The following is a 17779-nucleotide window of genomic DNA, read 5'->3' as shown; positions in this document are numbered from 1 at the left end:
GTGTTACCGTGCTTGATTGTCCATCAAATCGTAAAAGCTCAGGGCTTCGTCCTGAATCTTGGCCTTGGCGACGAGCCAGTCCACGGCCTGATCTTCCAGCACCATGTTCTTGACTTCATCCAGTCTTTTCTCGTCCGCGTAATACCAGTTGATCACATCCTGAGGACGCTCATAGTTTTGCGACATCTCTTCGATCGTGCTGCGGACGCGGTCATTGTCCAGCTTGATTTCGCCCTTGTCGATCACTTCGGCCAGAATCAGGCCGACCGCGACGCGGCGCTTGGCTTGTTCTTCGAACAGATCTTTCGGCAGATCCAGCTCTTCGAATTTGACCTTTCTTTTCTTCGCGTTTTCCTTGTAAGGCGCGACCAGATTTTCGATTTCGCTGTCAACCAGCGCATTCGGAACCGTGACCGTAACCGCGCCGTACAGCGCATCCATCACCGAATTTTTCAGGCGGGCAGCCAGGGCTTGCGCCAGCTGGCGTTCCATCGTGTTGCGAATATCGTCGCGGAAAGCCGCCACGTCGCCGTCCTCGATGCCATGCTTCTTGATGAAGTCCGCATCGACTTCCGGCAACACCGACTCTTCGACCTTGACCACTTCGACTTCGAATTCGGCCGCCTTGCCTGCCAGCGTGTCCTTGCCGTAGTTTTCCGGGAAGCTCGTGGTAAACGTTTTTTGCGCGCCTGCGGCCAGGCCGATCAGGCTGTCTTCAAAGCCTGGAATCATTTGGCCTGCGCCGATCTCGACCGGGTAATCCTCGACCTTACCGTCGGTAAAGTTTTCGCCGTCGACGCTGCCGGAAAAGCTGATCGTGATGCGGTCCTGCGCCTGGGATGCGCGCTCGACCGTTTGCCAGGTTTTTTGCCGTGTGCGCAGTTTGTCGATCATCGCATCGACATCGCTTTCGCTCACTTCGGCAACCGGACGCTTGACTTCCATGCCGTTGACGCCGTCCAGCGAAATCTCGGGGTACACCTCGAATTCGGCGGTGTATTTGAAACCTTCGCTATCGTCGGCTGAATGAATGTTCGGATAGCCGGCCGGTCTGAGCTGCTCTTTGGTCAGGGCTTCAAAATAAGTGCTTTGGATCAGATCGCCGGTCACTTCGCCGCGTACCCGCTCGCCGTACAGTTTGTTGATCACTTGCTGTGGCGCCTTGCCGGGCCGAAAACCATCAATTTTAACATTCTTAGATAATGACTTTAAGCGCTCCGCGACTTTCTGCTGAACGACGTCTTCAGGCACGCTTACAACCATTTTTCTGCTTAATTCTGATGTCTTTTCGACAGAAACCTGCATTTCTTTACCTCAACTTGTTTTGGAATACGAATTTTAGAGCGCCTTGCGGCTTAAGAACGGAAAAGTCAGCCTGGAACGGCTGCTTCTTATTGAATTAATGGTGCGAATGGAGAGACTCGAACTCTCACAGGCTACCCTACTGGAACCTAAATCCAGCGCGTCTACCAGTTCCGCCACATTCGCACGTAAAATGAACACACAATTGTAACCGATAATGCCGGCCATAGCGAATTATATTCGCGGCGAATGTGGCTTCGGCAGGAGCGCGGCAACGAATTCGCTCAAACCATCCCGTAAAATACGGACGAAAGCACGGATTCCGGAAGGACATTTGCATCAATAAGGCTCTCAGCAGAAACATTTTGCCTGCCTCGCCTATCGTCTGCCGCCCCCTATTTCCGGCTTTTGCCGGCGCATTTGCGGTTTATTAGAAAATTCTTAGTTATCCATTATACTGTGTCGACCCCAAACCAAAACCGATCCATTGCTTTTAAAACGGCCGCTTTCAGCCAACCGCCATTCGAATCATGCCGTATCCTTCCAGCCGCCCTGCCATTTATACTGTTACAGTGCCCGCTGGATTTGCAGCCTGCGCCGCCGGCCTGGTGGTGCTGTCCAGCCTGCTGGTGCTTGGCGGCTGGATTTGGGATGTGTCGGCGTTAAAGGAAATTTCGCCCGACTGGGCGGCGATGAAGCCGTTAACGGCAACGAGCCTGTTGTTGGCCGGCGCCGCGCTGCGGCTGCTGCATCGGCAGGATGGCGGCGCGCTTCGGCGAAGAATCGGCTTGGTCTGCTCGGCAGGGGTCGCACTGATCGGCGGCCTCGTCCTGCTCGAATATGAGACCGCTATCAATTTTGGCCTCGACCTGTGGCTTTTCCATGACTCGGCATTGACCGACGGCGGACTTTATCCGGGACGCCCGGCCCCGAGCACTGCCTTCTGTCTGCTGCTGACAGGCATCGCGCTGATGTCGCTGGATGCCAAAATAGCCTGTCTTGTGCCCCTCCTGACCTTGCAGGTCTTGTTGGTTTGTCTGCTCGCCCTCGTGGGCTATGCTTACGGCGTCTCCGCGCTTTATCAGATCGAACCGTATGCCTCCATTGCGCTGCATAGCGCGGCGCTGCTGTTCATTCTGGCTTTGGGGATGTTGGCGGCGCGGCCGGAACCCTTCCTATCCCGCCTGACCTCTCCGCTGGCCGGCAGCATGATGGCCCGGCGACTGCTGCCGGCGGCCGTGTTATTTCCGTTCGCGGTCGGCTGGCTGCAACTGGCGGGCCTGCACGCCGGCTTCTATGGCGCCGATTTTGGCTGGGCCCTGTTTACCACGTTTCATATCGTGGTCTTCAGCGGCCTGATCTACTGGACCGCCAGCCTGCTGAACCGGGCCAACGCCGGGCGCGAGGCCACCTTTGCCGCGTTGCGCGCAAGCGAGGAGCGTTTCCGTCTGCTCGTCGACGCCTCCCCGAACGGCGTGCTGATGACCGATCTGGACGGCCGCATCAGGCTGGCAAACCGGCGGGCCGATACCTTGTTTGATTTTACGTCCGGTCAGTTGCTCGGCCTTGCTGTCGAGACGCGACTCAAGCTTCGGCAATGCGGCAGCCGCGCCTGGCTTCAAGACGCCTTCGCCGCCGTCCTGCGGACACAGACGACCCGGTCGGAATACGAACTGTCCTGCGTGCGTCAAGACGGCTCGGAGTTTCCCGTCGAGATGGATCTAAGGCCGCTGACAACCTGTGAAGGCGACATGCTGCTGATCACCCTCGTCGATATCACCGAGCGCAAGCGAACCGAGGAAGACCGCAGCCGCTTCGTCGCGCTCGCCGACGGCAGCGTTGAATTCATCGGCATGTGCGACCAGAATTTCAAGCCCTTCTATGTGAACCCGGCCGGGATGCGCCTGGTCGGCCACGAAAGCCTTGCCGATGCCCAGAGAGTGCGAGTCCAGGATTATTTCTTTCCCGAGGATCAGGCGTTCATCACCGATCAGTTTTTTCCGCGGGTGATGCAGGAAGGCCACGCCGAAGTCGAAATTCGTTTCCGGCATTTTAAGACCGGCGCAGCGATCTGGATGCTCTATAACGTTTTCAACCTGCGCGATGCAAACGGCGCGATCACCGGCTGGGCCACCGTCAGCCGCAGCATTCACGACCGCAAACGGCTCGAAGCGCGGTTTCGCGCGGCGATTGAATCGGCGCCCACCGCGATCATCATGGTCAACGCCGAGGGCGAAATTGCATTGGTCAATACCCAGACCGAGATGTTATTCGGCTATGAACGCAACGAATTGCTCGGCCTGACGGTCGAGATTTTGCTACCCGAACGCTTCCGGGCATTACACCCCTTGCAGCGCAGAAGCTTCTTTGATCATCCGGAGTCCCGCCTGATGAGCGGCGGGCGCGACCTTTATGGCCTGCACAAGGACGGCTCGGAGTTTCCCGTCGAGATCGGCCTGAACCCGCTCAAAACCGACGAAGGCCCGTTCGTACTCGCGGCCATCGTCGACATCACCGCGCGCAAGCGCGCCGAGGCCGCTTCCCGTGAAAGCGAGGAGCGGCTCCGCCTGTTGGTCGAAGGGGTGCAGGACTACGCGATTTTCATGCTCGACACCGAAGGCCGGGTGGTCAGCTGGAATGTCGGCGCGAAACGCATCTCCGGCTACGAGGCCAACGAAATCATCGGCCAGCATCTGTCGCGTTTTTATACCGAAGAAGACGTCGAAGCCCGGAAGCCCGACAGCGAACTCGCGGCCGCGACCGACTATGGCCGGTTTGAGGAAGAAGGCTTGCGGGTTAGAAAGGACGGTTCCCGTTACTGGGCCAGCGTGATTTTGACCGCGCTGCGCGATTCGACCGGGCGCTTGCGCGGTTTTGCCAAAGTCACCCGCGATATCACCGAGCGCAAACAGACCGAAGAGAAAATCCTGACGCTGAACGCGCAACTGGAACTCAGGGTCGCGCTCCGCACCCAGGAACTCGAAATCGCCAATGCGCTGCTGAAAAGCGAGCTGACCGAACGCCAGCGCGCCGAAGCCGAAATCGAGCGCTTTTTCAATATGTCGGTGGACATGATTTGCATCGTCGGCACCGATGGCTATTTCCACCGCCTGAATCCTTCCTTCGAAACCACGCTGGGCTATACGCGCTCGGAATTGACCAGCCGGCCGATCCTGGAGTTCGTGCATCCGGAAGATATAGACTCCACCCTGGCGGAAATGCAAAAGCTCGCGCAGGGGTCGCCGACCGTCCGCTATGAGAACCGCTACCGCTGTAAAGACGGCACCTACAAATGGTTCGGCTGGACCTCGCAGCCGGCCCCTGGCGGCACGATCTATGCGATAGCCCGCGACATCACCCGGCGTAAACTGAACGAGACCCGCATCGCCGCGTCCCTGCATGAAAAAGATGTCTTGCTGAAGGAAATCCATCACCGCGTCAAAAATAATCTGCAGGTGATTGCGAGCCTGCTGCGGCTTCAGGCCGACACGCTCAGCGATCCCACCGCCCGCGATTTGTTTTTGGACAGCCAGCGTCGGGTGCGCTCGATGGCGCTGGTGCACGAACAACTCTATCAGTCCAGCGGACTGTCCAGCATCAATGTCGCGGAATATATCGCCAGTCTGGTCAGTTATATCCGCCGCTCCCATGCCCAGGCGCCTTCCCTGATTTCGGTCAGGATCGACATCCCGGCGATCACGCTCGAAATTGACCAGGCCGTGCCTTTAGGCCTGATCATCAGCGAACTGGTCGCGAACAGCATCAAACACGCTTTTCCGGCCCCCGGCAATGCCTCGCCCGCCGCCTTGTGGGTGACGATGTCCGCCGCGGAGGGCGGCGGCCTGACCCTGGAAGTCGGCGACAACGGCCTGGGCATTCCGGACAATGTGGACATCGAACGGCCGTTATCGATGGGCCTGCACCTGGTGCAATCTTTCGTACTGCAACTCAATGGCCGCTTGACGGTTCAGCGCCGGCCGAGCGCCGTTTTTTCAATTTTTATCCCCAAGAAGAAGAATAATCATGTCTAACGTGCGTATCATGGTGGTCGAGGATGAAGTCATCATTGCCCAGGACATTCAAAGGACGTTGATCAAGCTGGGCTACGATGTGCCGCTGTTTGTAACCTCGGCGGAAGTGGCGCTGGAACAGGTGTCGGTGCTGCGGCCGGATCTGGTCTTGATGGACATCCACTTGAACGGCGACATGGACGGCATCGCCGCGGCCGAAGAAATCCGCCGGCGCGACCGCCTGCCGGTCGTTTTTCTGACCGCCCACTCCGACGAAGCCACGCTGAGCCGAGCGAAAATCACCGAACCCTACGGCTATGTGCTGAAACCGTTCGAGGAACGCGAATTGCAGATCGCGGTCGACATCGCCCTATACCGGCACCGCTCCGAATTCCGACTCAAACAAATGGAGCGCTGGCTGTCCACCACGCTGATGAGTATCGGCGACGGCGTCATCGCGACCGATATGGACGGCGGGATCACCTTTATGAACCGGGTAGCGGAAGTCCTGACCGGCTGGCCGCAAGCCGAGGCGCGGGGCCGGCCGTTTACGGAAGTGCTGCGCCTCGTCGACATGAAGACGCGTAACGGCGTGGACAGCCTGGTCGAACGGGTACTGGATGACAATTTGATCATCGAACTGGAGCCCGATACCGTGTTGATCACCCGGGAAGGTAGGGATATTCCTGTCGACGATAGCGCCGCGCCGATCCGCGATGATGACGACAACGTGACCGGCGTCGTGATCATTTTCCGCGATATCACCGCGCGCAAATCCGTGGAAGAAAAACTGCGCCACCTCGCCGCCCATGATCCTTTGACCGGGCTGCCGAACCGGGCTCTGTTTGCGGACCGGCTGGCGATCGCCTTCGAGCTGGCCAAAAGGCATCCCGAATACCGCTTTGCGGTGCTCTACATCGACCTGGACCGCTTCAAGATCATCAACGACAGCCTCGGCCATCTGTTCGGCGACCAGGTGCTGATCACCGCGGCCCAGCGCCTCGGCGAGCACTTGCGCGGCGAGGACACCCTGGCCCGCTTGGGCGGCGATGAATTTGTGATTCTGCTCAGTTGCATCAATGATATATTGGACGCGATCCATGTGGCGCATCGTATCTTGAAAAAAATGGCTAAAGCGATTACCGTCGATGACGTGGACGTGTTTACTTCGGCCAGCATCGGCATCGCCTTGAACGCGCCGCGCTACGAACGGCCGGAAGAGATATTGCGCGATGCCGATGCGGCGCTGAATCAGGCCAAGTCGGAGGGACGCGGACGTTTCAGCGTGTTCGATACGGCGCTGCATCAGCGCGCCTTGCAGTTATTGCAATTGGAAACCGACCTGCGCCGCGCGGTCGAACGCAAGGAATTTCAACTGTATTACCAACCGATCGTGTCACTCGCCAGCGGTGGTCTGCACGGCTTTGAGACCTTGCTGCGCTGGCAGCATCCCGAACGCGGCCTGCTCGCGCCCGCCGATTTTCTGGCGCTGGCCGAGGAAACCGGCCTGCTGGCCAGGATCAGCGAATGGGTCTTGAAAGAATCCTGCCGGCAGCTTAAGGCTTGGCAAAAACAGACCGCGAACGCCGCGCTGACGGTCGCGGTGAATCTATCGCAATCACAGTTTCTGTATCCCTCGCTACAGGATCTGGTCACGCGTGCGCTGGCGTCAAGCGGGCTCGAAGCGCGCTGCCTGTGCCTGGAAGTTTCGGAGGAAGTGATCGCCGATCACGCGACGGCGGCGCGCATCCTCGCCGAACTCGACGCGCTAGGCGTGCAATTGCACCTCGATGATTTCGGCACCGGCTACTCCTCACTGAACATGCTGCACCACCCGCCGATTGATGTGGTCAAAATCGACCGCAGCTTTGTGCAGCCGATTACCGATACGGCCAGCGAAAAGAGCGCGATCGTGCGGGCGATTCTGTCATTGGCGGGCGAGTTGGGAAAAGAGGTCGTGGCCGAAGGCATCGAAACCGCCGAACAAGCCGAGCGCCTTCTGGCCTGGGGATGCCAGTATGGCCAGGGTTACTATTTTGCCAAAGCGCTGACGCCGGAGGACGTGGAAAAATTATTCCTGCACCCGGCAAGCCATCCGCGGCAAGCCGGCACGGCGGTCGGGACAAGCCTTACAGACTGACCGAGACCTCGAAACCCAACTGGCGAAGATCGTCCGCAAACGCCCGCATCACAGGCTCCGGCATTTTGCCGAGCCGCCCCGCTTCGGGCTGCAAGGAGGGACGGGCTAAGGTATAAAGCATGACTTCGCGCACGCCGCCTTTTTGCTTGGCGATCGTCAGCGCGTCCAGCAACGCCCGCCTTTCCGGCTCGACGAATCCCTGACTATCGATATCGAGCAGACAGACTTGCACCTTGGTCCGGCAACAGCGTGCTGCCAGGATCAGGTTATTCAGGCTCGCATCGATACTTTGCCCGGCCTTGTTGATCAGCCGCCGGCCCTCTGCGGTCGCGCTGTCCAGCTTGAACCAGACCTCGCCGCCGAACCGATTCAGCATTTTCAGACCTTCCTGAACCTTGGGCTGATGCACCAGGCTGCCGTTCGTGATCAACACAAAGCGGCTGCCAGGCAACACGCCTACGGCGGCCGCGATGTTGCCGATCAGTTCGACCGCTTCGGCAAAGCGCGGCACGCTGGTCGGCTCGCCGTTGCCCGAAATGGCAATATCCTTGATCACCCGCTGGTCCTCGGGCACCGCAAAACGCCGGTAGAAATCGCCCGACTGCACCTGCCTCAGAAAACCGCGCAATTCGGCTTCGAGCAAGCCGAAATCCAGTTCCGGCGCGGCGCCGATAGTCAAATCCGGCACCTGACAATAGATACACTGCCAGTTGCAGGCGTTGTTCGTGTTGAAATTGATGCCGATCGATAAACCGCCCGCGCGCCGGGACAATACCGGATAGATATAGGTCAATCCGGCGCTATCCCGGCTGTGATCGGTAACGGTGAGCGGTGAGGACATCGATTAAGCAGGTTTGCTACGAACAAGGCCTGTCATGAAACTGAATATCATTTGGCCGAACTGAACAAATTTTTGATTTTTCCAAACGGCTTTTTGGCTGTTTCTGCCGAAGCCTCGCCGGCATCCGCGGGTTCAGACACAGAGACGGCCGCCGGCGCTTCGACCGTCTTCACTTCTTCTTTGGCAGGCGCATCCTGCTTGGGCTTGCCAAACAGGCTCTTGATTTTGCCGATCTGGCTTTCGGAGAATCCGGCCGATGACTGCGCCTGAGCCGCCGTCTCGGGCTGAATGTTCGCTTCGACAGGAACGGGAGCGGCCTCGCTTGCCGGCGCCGCGGCCGCAACGGGCTCCGCTTTGGACCTGCCGAACAGGTTTTTGAATTTGCCGGCTACGCCGCCCGACCCGCTCGCCGGCTGCGCTTTTACCTCAGGCGCGGCAGCGACTGCCGGCTCGTATTCCCAATCGGGCAGTACTATCGTTTGTGAGCTACCCTGCGCCTGGATCGTCTCCGCAACCGCAACGGCTGGCGCTGTTGGCTCAATCACCTGCTCGGTTTTCGCCTGCATGGGGGGCTGGACTAACTCGACTGCCTTAGGGGCTTCTGCCCGGATTTCGGGCTGGATTAACTCGGCTGCCGCAACGGTCTCGGCAGGGAAAGGCAGAGGGATGGATGCGGCTTCCGCAAGCGGCTCTGTCTGGACAGGCGGCGGGATCAATTCGGCCGCCTTTTGGGCTTCTGCCCGGATTTGCAACTGGCTAAACTCGGCTTCTTTCGCGATCAGCTTGGCCTCAAGCAATTCCACTTGTTGTCTGGTCTTCTGCCATTCCAGGCTTTGCTGCTCCAGTTCCGCGAGCCGCGCCGATTGGGCGGCATGTTTTTCGAGAATTTCGGCGCTCTGCTGCTCCAGGCCGGCTATCTGCCGGGTTTTCTCGGCCAGCGTATTTTGCAAGGCGTCGGCCACCGCTTCCTTTTCAACGCGCTTGCCGATTTCCGCCTGATAGGATTGCTGCAATTCGGCCTTGGCCTGCTGCTCTGAACGTAAACGGCCGGCCAGTTGAGCAAGCACCCGGTCATGCTGCTGCCACAATGCGTCGGCTTCCGAGTCTTCGCCGGCAGGCAATGCCTGTTCGCCCAACTCAAAACCCGTGGTCAATGCTTGCATCGTGCCCGCAATCTGCTGATTGCGCTGTGCAAGCCGCTCTTGCAGACCGGCTGCAAGTTGTTGCGACTGTGCCAGCTCATTCGCCAGTTCAACGCGCGCCTTTTCGCTGGCGGCCGCCTTTCTTTTGATGGGAATGCTCTTGATGCTGCCAACAATCATCGCCAGCAAAACGGTCGCGGCGACCAAGGCGGCCGCATACGCCGGATTGGCAAGCGTCAGTTGCGCCCACTCTAATAGCATGGTTTTTATGATGGGTAAGTATTCTTGCATAACTATTTCCTCAGTTTAACGAGTGTTCATGTGTAGCGGATTGGGGTATTTATTTTTTATTCTTCAATACCCTACACATCGATTTATAGCGAAAGGATTGCGCAAGAACTCTCTGCCCCTGGGTGCAACCTGCCGATCCGCTTTTCGATTATTGTACTTAATTAAGCGATCGTAATGTATATTCATCATCTCATCGGCAACCCCTTAAGCGTGGTCAATCCTCCTTGTATACCATACATTTATGCAATACATCAATGATTTAGCCGTTTTCTTCGGTACAAAGCCCGCGCCGATACCGCGGCAACTACGACACGCGGCCACCCTTATTTGACAAACCGCCCGGCACGAAGTAGATTTCTGTCATTTTATAATCCTTGCAAGCCGAGCCCCGTTAAAACCATGATTTCAGAACATCACGCAGAGCATCTATTTGAAGGCCCGATTGCGGAGGAATACGAGATGCTGACGCGGATTTGTCCGGCCGCGGCGGAGTTGAGCCGGCGCGTCGGCCAATTTGTCGGCGACTGGGCGCCTCCCTACCCCCTGGAACAATTGCATCTGCTCGAAATCGGCTGCGGCACCGGCATCACTACCGCCGGCCTGTTGGCGAGCCGCGAGGATGCGCTGATCGAAAGCGTCGATAATGCCCCCGCGATGCTGTCGCAGGCGAGACAAAATTTGGCCGCGGCGCTGGCGGCGAAGCGGCTGCGACTGATCGAAAACGATGCGCTATCGCATTTGCGGGAAATTCCGGACGCCTCGGTTGACATCGTCGCCAGCGCCTATACAGTGCATAATTTTCTGCACGGCTACCGCCGGCGGGTGCTGGAGGAAGCGCTGCGCGTGCTCAAACCGGGCGGCCTGTTCGTGAACGGCGACCGTTATTCGGTCGACGATGCGGCGGAGCATCTCAAAAATACCCAGGAAGAGGTCAAGGGCTATTTCCGGGTATTTACCGAAATCAACCGCCCCGACCTTCTGGAACAGTGGATCGTGCATCTGTTCAGCGATGAATCCGAGGAGCACATCATGCGTCTTCGGCCTGCGCTGGACGCCATGACCGAGATCGGCTTTCAAAACGTCAGCCTGCATTATCGGGACGGCGTCAATGCGTTGATCAGCGCGACTAAATCCTCGCTTATTGCTGCGGCACCGTAATATGCAGCGGCAGGGCATAATCGATACGCTCCACATCGGTGACAGCGGGATCGTTCAGAGAGACCGGATAGACGGTCACCTCGCCGCCAAAACTACAGGATGATGGGGCCTTATAATAGCTTTCTAAAATTTTCGTTTCCTTGCTAGTGAAAGGCACGTAATACAGGTCATCGCTTGCGGTCAGGGTGTTGCCGCCCGAGGTGAACACTTCGCCGGGCATCGCGCTGTTTTCCTGGCCGTTCGGCATCACAGCATCATCTTGCTTGGCGATATATTGTTCACCGTCGCAGATCGGATTCGCATAGCGGATCACTTTAGGCGTGATTTTGCCTGCATGATCGACCGAAAAAGCATAGCCTTGCGTGCTGAGCAGGTTGATTCTATCGACTTGTTCGCGCACGACGGTGCCGACGATCTGGTCGTTTGCGTCGACGAGAATAGGCGCTTCGAAATGATATTTCGATTCCAACGCGCTGACTTTTTCTTTCATCTGAACCAACTGGGATTCCAGTTCGACGATCCTTCCCTCCAATTCCTCGGGCGTGGCAGCCGACAGGATTCCCCATGCGGACAAGGCGACCAGAGCCAATAAAATAATACTAAAAATCATTATTTTATGCATAGTTTAGAGCTCCAAATTAATTAAACTTTGGTAACATATCAGATTAATTCGGCGCTGAATATTCGTATGATTACGAGTCTTCAGCCAGTTATTCGCAACATTGCTTGAAGGTCCACCGAATGAGTCCCACGATACGCCGCCTGGAATCGATCGACATGATGCGCGGATTTGTGATGGTGTTGATGGCATTGGATCATACCCGCGATTATTTCTCGAATGCGCCGTTTGATCCGGTCGATCTAAGCCAGACCAGCGCCGCCTATTTTCTGACGCGCTGGATCACTCACCTCTGCGCGCCGACGTTCATGTTATTGGCCGGCGCCGGCGCGTTTTTGTCCACCCACCGCAAAAACCTGATGCCAGGACAGCTCTCTGTTTATCTCGCCAGCCGCGGGCTGTGGCTGGTCGTCTTGGAATTGACGCTGGTGCGTTTCGGCTGGACATTCAATTGGGATTACAGTTATGCGATCGGCCAGGTGATCTGGGCGCTGGGCTGGTCGATGCTCGCGCTGGCCGTTCTGGTCTTGCTGCCGCGGAGGGCGATTGCGGGTTTTGCCGTGCTGCTGATCGCCGGCCATAATGCATTCGACGGCATCCCTGCCGATAACCGCGAGCTTTCAGGCTGGCTGTGGATTTTCCTGCATCAGCCGGGCACGATCGAGTATTGGCCCGGCCATGTCTTGAATTTATTCTACCCGCTGATTCCCTGGATCGGCGTGATGGCCGCGGGATATTGCCTGGGCCCCGTGTTTCTCGAGCCAAACCGGCAAACGATCCTGTTCTGGCTGGGGCTGTTTGGCATCGCGCTGTTTTTGCTGCTGCGCCTTGGCAATCTGTACGGCGACCCTCACCCTTGGGCACCGCAAAAAAACGGGCTGTTCACGCTGTTTTCGATAGTGAACTTTCAAAAATACCCGCCCTCGTTGCTGTATTTGCTGATGATGCTGGGCCTGATGTTTATCGGACTGGCGCTGTTCGAGAGCCGCCCGCTGCGCCTCATCCGGCAACCCTTGTTGACTGTCGGCAAGGCACCGTTATTTTTCTATCTGCTGCATATTTACCTGATCCACGGCGCGGCGCTGGCCGTGACCCATCTCAGAGGACTGCCGGTCGCCTGGCTGTTTGCCGGTACCGCCGCGCATCCTTTTCCGGCAGTGCCTGCGCCCGAATACGGCTACGATTTGCCGGTGGTCTATGGTATCTGGCTGGCGGTACTCGTGCTGCTGTATCCTTTCTGCCTTGTCTTTGTGCGGATTAAACAACGCTACCGGCATGTTGCCTGGTTGAGCTATTTGTAATCGCTAAGCATGATCTCCAGCAAGTCTGGCATTTCTAAAAAAGCCCCCCCAGCAACGACAATGCGCTGCCAGGAGGAAGGGGCGTTTCTTAGTTTATTTGGCGGAATGCTCGGCGGCTTCCTGGGTTTTCATGTGTGCGGCTTCTGAAGCTTTGCTGGCATTCTCAGCATGCTTCTTCGCTTCTTCATGTTTACCGGCCTTGTGTTGTGTGGCAGCCGCTTTGTGGTGCTGTGCAACTTCCTCATGGGCTTTGGCGGCTTCCTCGTGTTTTGCAGCCGCCTGATCCGTTGCGGCAAATGAGGAAAAGGAGATGGCGGTAGCCATGAATATTGTGCCAATGATCTTTAACATAAATGACTCCTGAATAATGCAAGATAATGCGAATCGAACCCAAATTGGGCCATCGATTTTGTCGTGGATGTCGAAAACATTTTCCCGACAATCAGGACATACATTAATCGCGCCATAAGATTTTTCATTTTATATTTATTTGAAAATAATCATATTTTATGAAAATCATCCATTTAATTTTTGGTAAGAGCATGTAGGGTTAATGGTTGAAAAACCCTATCAAGTTGGTGGTTATACCCCAAATTTATTGGCCTCTTTACTTTTCCGCCAATGTCGTATTTACGTCTCTTCCGGCTGCCCTTTTTATAGCCGCTTTTATATAGTTTGAACTCAAAACCACGCTACGAATTTATTCTTACGCTCGCTGCCGCAATGGGTTTATTTCCCCCATCCCGGCGCATATGAACCGGAATCTCGCCCCCTCTCCATTTATAAATCCCTTTTTATTTATAAGGTAAAGGTCTATTAACAAGGGTTTATGCTAATTTCAGAGCGCAGGAAAAAGTTGGCATGAATTGTGGTTTGTTCACCGAAGCGGCTTTGCGCCCTCCGGTCGGTCCCTCTCTCGATCCAGCATAAAACTTATTGCCGGGTTGCCGAATAGACCGACTTGGCTGTGGCGATCGAGGTAATCAGCCGGCTATGGAGCATGCAGCAAAGGCACGACAAATTGTGCCGCATCACTTTGCGATCTTTGGGATTAAGATTTTGGCAACCCGCCGAGCATTTTTGCGCCGATGACCATTGTCATGATTTTCAATTTGCTGCTTTCGCGAAACTTTATCGTTCTTGTAGACAGGATGAATTGAATGGGAGATTTTATGGTTGGGCTATCCGTATTGCCTGGTAGAAGACCTGATTTCGTCAGGGCGAAATCTTATTTTTTGACGGGATTATTGATGCTATCAACGGCATTGACATTCTCGATACATGAAGCACAGGCGGTACCCAGTTTCGCGCGTCAAACCGGAATATCGTGCTCGGGTTGTCATACCCAATCATTCGGCCCGAATCTGACCCCGATGGGGCGCGATTTCAAGCTGAACGGCTATACGATGAGTACCGGCTCCGATGCCAACTCGAAACTGCCGCCGATCAGCGCGATGGTGGTCGGCTCTTTCACGCATCTCGACAATAAGCTGCCGGAAGCCCCCCCCGGCCATCATACCAACAATAACGCCTCTTTCGATGAAGCCAGCCTGTTTTATGCGGGCAAGGTGTATTCCAAGTTGGGCGCCTTTGTCCAGTTAACCTATAACGGCATTGAAGATATTCTGGAGCTTGACAACACCGATATCCGTTTGTCCGATAAAGTGAAACTCGGCGATCAGGACTTTGTTTACGGCTTATCCTTCAACAACAGTCCGACCACCCAGGACTTATGGAACACCACCCCGGTGTGGGGCTACCCTTACGCGTCATCCGAGCTGACCAACACACCCGGCGCATCGACACTGATCGAAGGCGGTCTGGCGCAAAATTCGGGCGGCGCGACGGCTTATATGATGTGGAACAATCTGCTCTATCTGGAAGCCGGCGCCTATGCTTCGTTTTCGACCCAGTTTCAGCGCAATGTCGGCATCGCGGAATCGGCGGCCGCGGATAAAATCGACGGCGGCGCCCCCTACTGGCGGATCGCCCTGCAACATCAGCTCGGCGGCCATTATTTCTCCCTGGGAACCTTCGGTTTGCGTGCCAATATCGTTCCGGGCCGCGATCATTCTTTGGGTCTAAACGAATATTCGGACTTGGGTGTCGATGCGAACTATCAATTTTTGGGTTCCAGCAAGCATATCTTCGAATATAAAGCCTCTTACATCCGGGAGGATCAAAAGCTTGGTTCTGGCTTTTTGGCCGGAGGAAACGCCGCGAATATGAACAATCGGTTGTTTTCCCTGCATTCGAATGCCTCCTATACCTACGATCAAACCTACAGCGTCAATCTGGGCTACTTCAGAACCACCGGCTCACACGATACGCTGCTTTATGCGAGCAACACAGCGATGAAACCGAATAGCGAAGGTTTCATCGCCGAACTGGATTATGTCCCTTTCGGTAAATCCGACTCGACTCTCTCGCCTTGGCTGAACTTGCGTTTCGCCTTGCAATACACGGGTTACACCAAATTTGACGGCGCCCAGTACAACTATGACGGCTCGGGCAGAAACGCGAGCAGCAATAACACGTTATTCTTGAACGGCTGGCTGATTTTCTAAACCTACTTTTCGCCCATATCCGACGTCAACAGGTTTTTGACGTCGGAACGAGCCGCCTTTTTTATTACCCATAATTTTTTCAGATAGTCATCTGAAAAAATCCCTACGCCGGGCTTTTCTCGACCATCGACCATGAAACAGCCAATGGCGCAGCTCGCATAAAAACTTATTTATCCGCACATCCGTCACATCGAGGCTCATCATGGCAGAATCTTATATTAATCGAACCGAAAGTGACCGGCGCACCGGGGCTTATCGACGTTTCAGAGATATTTCGGTCAGCGAAAGAATTCTGAATACCGCTTTTTTGCTGACCATTGGAATCGGTTACCTGGTCGCGCTCGCGAATATGTATTACACGCATCAGGGACGCGACGGCAAGGCCGGCTTATCGATTGACGACGTGATGATTAATTATCACGGTTCGCACGACCAGACCCGCTTGGGCTCGGCGATCAAGGGCATCATGGAACCGAACTTGAAATATAAAAACGATAAGGATGTGATACTGCAATGGATACAAAATGGCGCCGAGGAAGCGGAATATAACGAACGCATCGCGCCGATCCTAAACCGCGACTGCATCAAATGCCACACGCCGGCTGTCAATCCGTCATTGCCTGATTTGACCCATTACGCGGTCGTCGCGCAAGTCGCCCATGCCGGCGGCGCGACGCTGCCTTTTCTGATCCGGGTTTCGCATATCCATCTGTTCGGCATCGCCTTCATCCTGTATTTCATCGGCAAGATATTCCTGCTTTGCGACATGAACGTGATCATAAAAAGAATCGCGGTCGTCATTCCTTTTGCCGCGATGCTGTTGGACGTAATGTCGTGGTTCGTCACCAAAGCCTTTCCCGCTTTTGCCTACGTGGTCGTAGCCAGTGGCGCGTTGATGGGCCTCTCGATGGGCATGCAAATCCTGGTCAGCGTTTATCAGATGTGGTTTTACTCCGAAACAAAAAGCGGATCGCAGAACTGATAATCGCCTACACGTGATGATGTATGCGGTCGGATGGATAGCAATGTAAGCTTGCTTGCAGGATTTTCCAATCTGTTGCAGCTAATTAATCCGGTCTCGGCCTGAACTATCCCATGAGTGTGTTTTCTAATTGGCTGAAAGTTTACCCCAGCGTATTGGGTTTTGGGTAGCAAGATATCCTTGGGAAAAAGCGATCCCATTGCGAGTTGCCCGCAAAAGGTGACGACTACGGCCAGCGGCGCTGAGCACGACTGCAATCAGGCTGATCGATTGTTGCGCTGGAGGGGAGTCAGTTATAGGCATCCATTGACATAAAAGAGAGTTTTATGCAAAACAGCCTAATTTCTCAACCTTCGGATCGACGCCAATGAACCGTTTCGGGGCCGGATGCGTATATTGCGCCGTGATCAGGTACGTTTTTTTCGCAGGTGTTCTGGCGATCGTTTCGAGCCCAATCGCTCTGGCAAAGGACACTGCCGCGCCGCTGAATTATTTTTTGCACAGCGCAGGCCCCGCTTCGTCGCCTACGATGGTTTTGGGATGGGTTTTGACGACTGTCGTGGCAGCGGTCTTCCTGATCATCACGTTGCTGCTGACCGTCGCCTTGCTCCGCAAACGGACTGTTGAAGATCCCCAGGCAATCGGCCCGGAGAATCAGGGCATGGCATGGATTTATATTGGGACGGGCGTCTCTTCGTGCATCTTGTTCGCGCTCGTTATCTATGTACTGATCACCTTAAACACGATCGCCAATCCAACGCGCACGCCGGCACTGACGCTGACGGTCACCGGCTACGACTGGTGGTGGAAAGTTGAGTATGAAGAAAACGACGCAGCCCGCTACTTTGCGACTGCCAACGAGATTCACATCCCTGTCGGCGAGCCCGTTCTGATCAAATTAAAAAGCGCGGATGTCATTCATGCCTTTTGGGCGCCGCTGTTAGCCGGAAAAACGCAGATGATTCCCGGCTTGGTCAATCGGCAGTGGCTCGAAGCCGATGTCGAAGGAATCTATCGCGGACAATGCACGCAGTATTGCGGCCTGCAACATGCGCATATGGGATTCGAGGTCGTCGCGCAAAATCCGGCCGACTTTCGAAAATGGCAGGACGAACAGAGAAGAGACGCCGAACCGTCTTCAGCGCTTGAGGTAAATACAGGCAAAGAATTTTTTATGGCGCATTGCTCCGGTTGCCATTCGATCCGGGGCATCGGGGCCGCGGGCGCGCATGCGCCCGATTTGACACACCTGACAACGCGCCGCCTGATCGCAGCGGGACTATTGGCCAATAGTCCCGAAAACCGGATCAAATGGATTACCCATGCTCAGGATCTCAAACCGGGAGCGCGCATGCCCAGCTTTGCGCTATCGCCTGGCGAGATTGCCGCGCTATCTGCATTTTTATCGACCCTAAACTAGGAGCGC

12 protein-coding genes and 1 tRNA gene are annotated in these 17779 nt (G+C 55.7%); 7 read left to right on the top strand and 6 right to left on the bottom strand.

The genetic code is table 11. The features are described from left to right. Positions 1 to 3: 3 nt before the first annotated feature. Together tig and METLA_RS0115390 are read right to left on the bottom strand one after the other, a co-directional pair. The gene (gene tig, locus METLA_RS0115395; protein ID WP_024299398.1) at positions 4 to 1305 is read right to left on the bottom strand and encodes a trigger factor; all 1302 of its coding nucleotides are present in this window, start codon (positions 1303 to 1305) and stop codon (positions 4 to 6) included. 98 nt (positions 1306 to 1403) lie between these two features. Further along, positions 1404 to 1488: transfer RNA gene (locus METLA_RS0115390), tRNA-Leu, on the bottom strand. Between the two features lie 386 nt (positions 1489 to 1874). Here METLA_RS0115390 and METLA_RS21505 point away from each other — a divergent pair. Both METLA_RS21505 and METLA_RS0115380 read left to right on the top strand, forming a co-directional pair. Further along, complete coding sequence (locus METLA_RS21505) at positions 1875 to 5333, top strand: PAS domain S-box protein (RefSeq protein ID WP_024299397.1); 3459 nt, start codon at positions 1875 to 1877, stop codon at positions 5331 to 5333. After that, complete coding sequence (locus METLA_RS0115380) at positions 5326 to 7452, top strand: putative bifunctional diguanylate cyclase/phosphodiesterase (protein WP_024299396.1); 2127 nt, start codon at positions 5326 to 5328, stop codon at positions 7450 to 7452. Before METLA_RS21505 ends, METLA_RS0115380 begins: the two co-directional genes overlap by 8 nt. On the opposite strand, the gene METLA_RS0115375 is transcribed toward METLA_RS0115380, so the two are convergent. Together METLA_RS0115375 and METLA_RS21500 are read right to left on the bottom strand one after the other, a co-directional pair. Continuing rightward, positions 7442 to 8293 carry a radical SAM protein gene (locus tag METLA_RS0115375; RefSeq protein ID WP_024299395.1) on the bottom strand — a complete coding sequence of 284 codons (852 nt, stop codon included), beginning with the start codon at positions 8291 to 8293 and terminating at the stop codon, positions 7442 to 7444. The two genes, METLA_RS0115380 and METLA_RS0115375, sit on opposite strands and share 11 nt — an antisense overlap. Before the next feature lie 47 nt (positions 8294 to 8340). Next, positions 8341 to 9696 carry a hypothetical protein gene (locus METLA_RS21500; RefSeq protein WP_152539455.1) on the bottom strand — a complete coding sequence of 452 codons (1356 nt, stop codon included), beginning with the start codon at positions 9694 to 9696 and terminating at the stop codon, positions 8341 to 8343. Between the two features lie 429 nt (positions 9697 to 10125). Between METLA_RS21500 and METLA_RS0115355 the strand changes: the two genes are divergently transcribed. Beyond that, on the top strand, positions 10126 to 10884 hold the full coding sequence (locus tag METLA_RS0115355) for a class I SAM-dependent methyltransferase (RefSeq protein ID WP_029646709.1): 759 nt from the start codon (positions 10126 to 10128) through the stop codon (positions 10882 to 10884). Here the strand turns inward: METLA_RS0115355 and METLA_RS0115350 are convergent. Beyond that, on the bottom strand, positions 10865 to 11494 hold the full coding sequence (locus METLA_RS0115350; RefSeq protein WP_161635418.1) for a hypothetical protein: 630 nt from the start codon (positions 11492 to 11494) through the stop codon (positions 10865 to 10867). The genes METLA_RS0115355 and METLA_RS0115350 overlap by 20 nt on opposite strands. Positions 11495 to 11625: 131 nt before the next feature. Between METLA_RS0115350 and METLA_RS0115345 the strand changes: the two genes are divergently transcribed. Next, positions 11626 to 12804, top strand: a complete 1179-nt coding sequence (locus METLA_RS0115345) for an acetyltransferase domain-containing protein (protein WP_024299391.1) — start codon at positions 11626 to 11628, stop codon at positions 12802 to 12804. Positions 12805 to 12897: 93 nt separating this feature from the next. Here the strand turns inward: METLA_RS0115345 and METLA_RS0115340 are convergent, their stop codons facing one another. After that, the gene (locus METLA_RS0115340; protein WP_051459787.1) at positions 12898 to 13155 is read right to left on the bottom strand and encodes a hypothetical protein; all 258 of its coding nucleotides are present in this window, start codon (positions 13153 to 13155) and stop codon (positions 12898 to 12900) included. 899 nt (positions 13156 to 14054) lie between these two features. On the opposite strand from METLA_RS0115340, the gene METLA_RS0115335 reads away from it, so the two are divergent. The 3 genes from METLA_RS0115335 (at position 14055) to METLA_RS0115320 (ending at position 17773) form a co-directional block, all read left to right on the top strand. Beyond that, positions 14055 to 15371: a hypothetical protein gene (locus METLA_RS0115335; RefSeq protein ID WP_024299389.1), complete on the top strand. Its 1317-nt coding sequence runs from the start codon at positions 14055 to 14057 to the stop codon at positions 15369 to 15371. A gap of 202 nt (positions 15372 to 15573) precedes the next feature. Further along, positions 15574 to 16353, top strand: coding sequence for a hypothetical protein (locus METLA_RS0115325; RefSeq protein WP_024299388.1), 780 nt, complete (start codon positions 15574 to 15576; stop codon positions 16351 to 16353). Between the two features lie 403 nt (positions 16354 to 16756). Next, complete coding sequence (locus tag METLA_RS0115320; RefSeq protein WP_245598809.1) at positions 16757 to 17773, top strand: cytochrome c oxidase subunit II; 1017 nt, start codon at positions 16757 to 16759, stop codon at positions 17771 to 17773. Positions 17774 to 17779 lie beyond the last annotated feature (6 nt).

Source organism: Methylomicrobium lacus LW14 (genome assembly GCF_000527095.1).
GTDB classification, from domain to species: domain Bacteria; phylum Pseudomonadota; class Gammaproteobacteria; order Methylococcales; family Methylomonadaceae; genus Methylomicrobium; species Methylomicrobium lacus.
This window is presented reverse-complemented; position numbering and strand designations above follow the sequence as displayed.